The following is an 832-nucleotide window of genomic DNA, read 5'->3' on the forward strand; positions in this document are numbered from 1 at the left end:
CGGCGGGCGGCGCGGTGTTGGTGAGCGCGCCGGGGATGCCTTGCGCCGGCGCGGCACCGGCTTCGCTGCTGCGGCTGGTCTGCTCGGTCTTGACCGTGCCGGCCGGCTGGAAGCGCTCGCTGGCCGCCTCGTTCTGGGAGAAATCGACATCGGCGGCGACTTCGGCGGTGAAGCGCCCCTGCCCCAGCATCGGCGTCAACAGCTTCACCAGCCGTTCGCGCACCAGGCCCTCCAGCCGCTGCTGATAAGCCAGCTGCTGGGCATCGCCCGAGATGCCGGCCGAAAGGAGACTGCCCGACTGGTCAACCACGCTCACCCTGTCGGCGGCAAGGCCGGGCACGGACGTGGCGACCAGCCAGATGATGGCGCGCACCTGCGCTTCCGAAAGGCTGCGGCCCGGCGCCAGGCCGACAAACACGCTGGCCGACGGCGCGGCGCGGTCGCGGATGAACACCGAGGGTTCGGCCATGGCGACATGCACGCGGGCAGACTTGACGCCGTCGATGGCCTCCACGCTGGCCGCCAGCTCGGCCTCCAACGCACCCTTCAGCCGCGCGGCTTCCACCGAGCGCGAGGCGCCCAGCGGCATGTCGGCCAGTCCGGCGGCGGTGGACACCGAGGATTTGGGCAGGCCCTGGCCGGCCAGCAGGATGCGGGCGCGGGCGATCTCGCCGGCCGGTACCTCCACCTGGCCGGTGTCGCTGTTCACCCGCCAGTCGAAATTGGCGGCGGCCAGCGCATCGGTGACGGCAGCGGCATCGGCATCGGCCAGGCCGGGATAGAGCGGCCGCCAATCGGGCGTGCGCAGCAGCGCCCAGGCCAGCGCGGCGGC

1 protein-coding gene is annotated in these 832 nt (G+C 72.8%); it reads right to left on the reverse strand.

From position 1 onward, the window contains the following. A partial coding sequence (gene fliF, locus GJV64_RS14995) for a flagellar basal-body MS-ring/collar protein FliF (RefSeq protein WP_164158316.1) occupies positions 1-832 on the reverse strand: 832 nt, incomplete at both ends.

This window comes from Sandarakinorhabdus rubra (assembly GCF_010994245.1).
Lineage (GTDB): Bacteria > Pseudomonadota > Alphaproteobacteria > Sphingomonadales > Sphingomonadaceae > Sandarakinorhabdus > Sandarakinorhabdus rubra.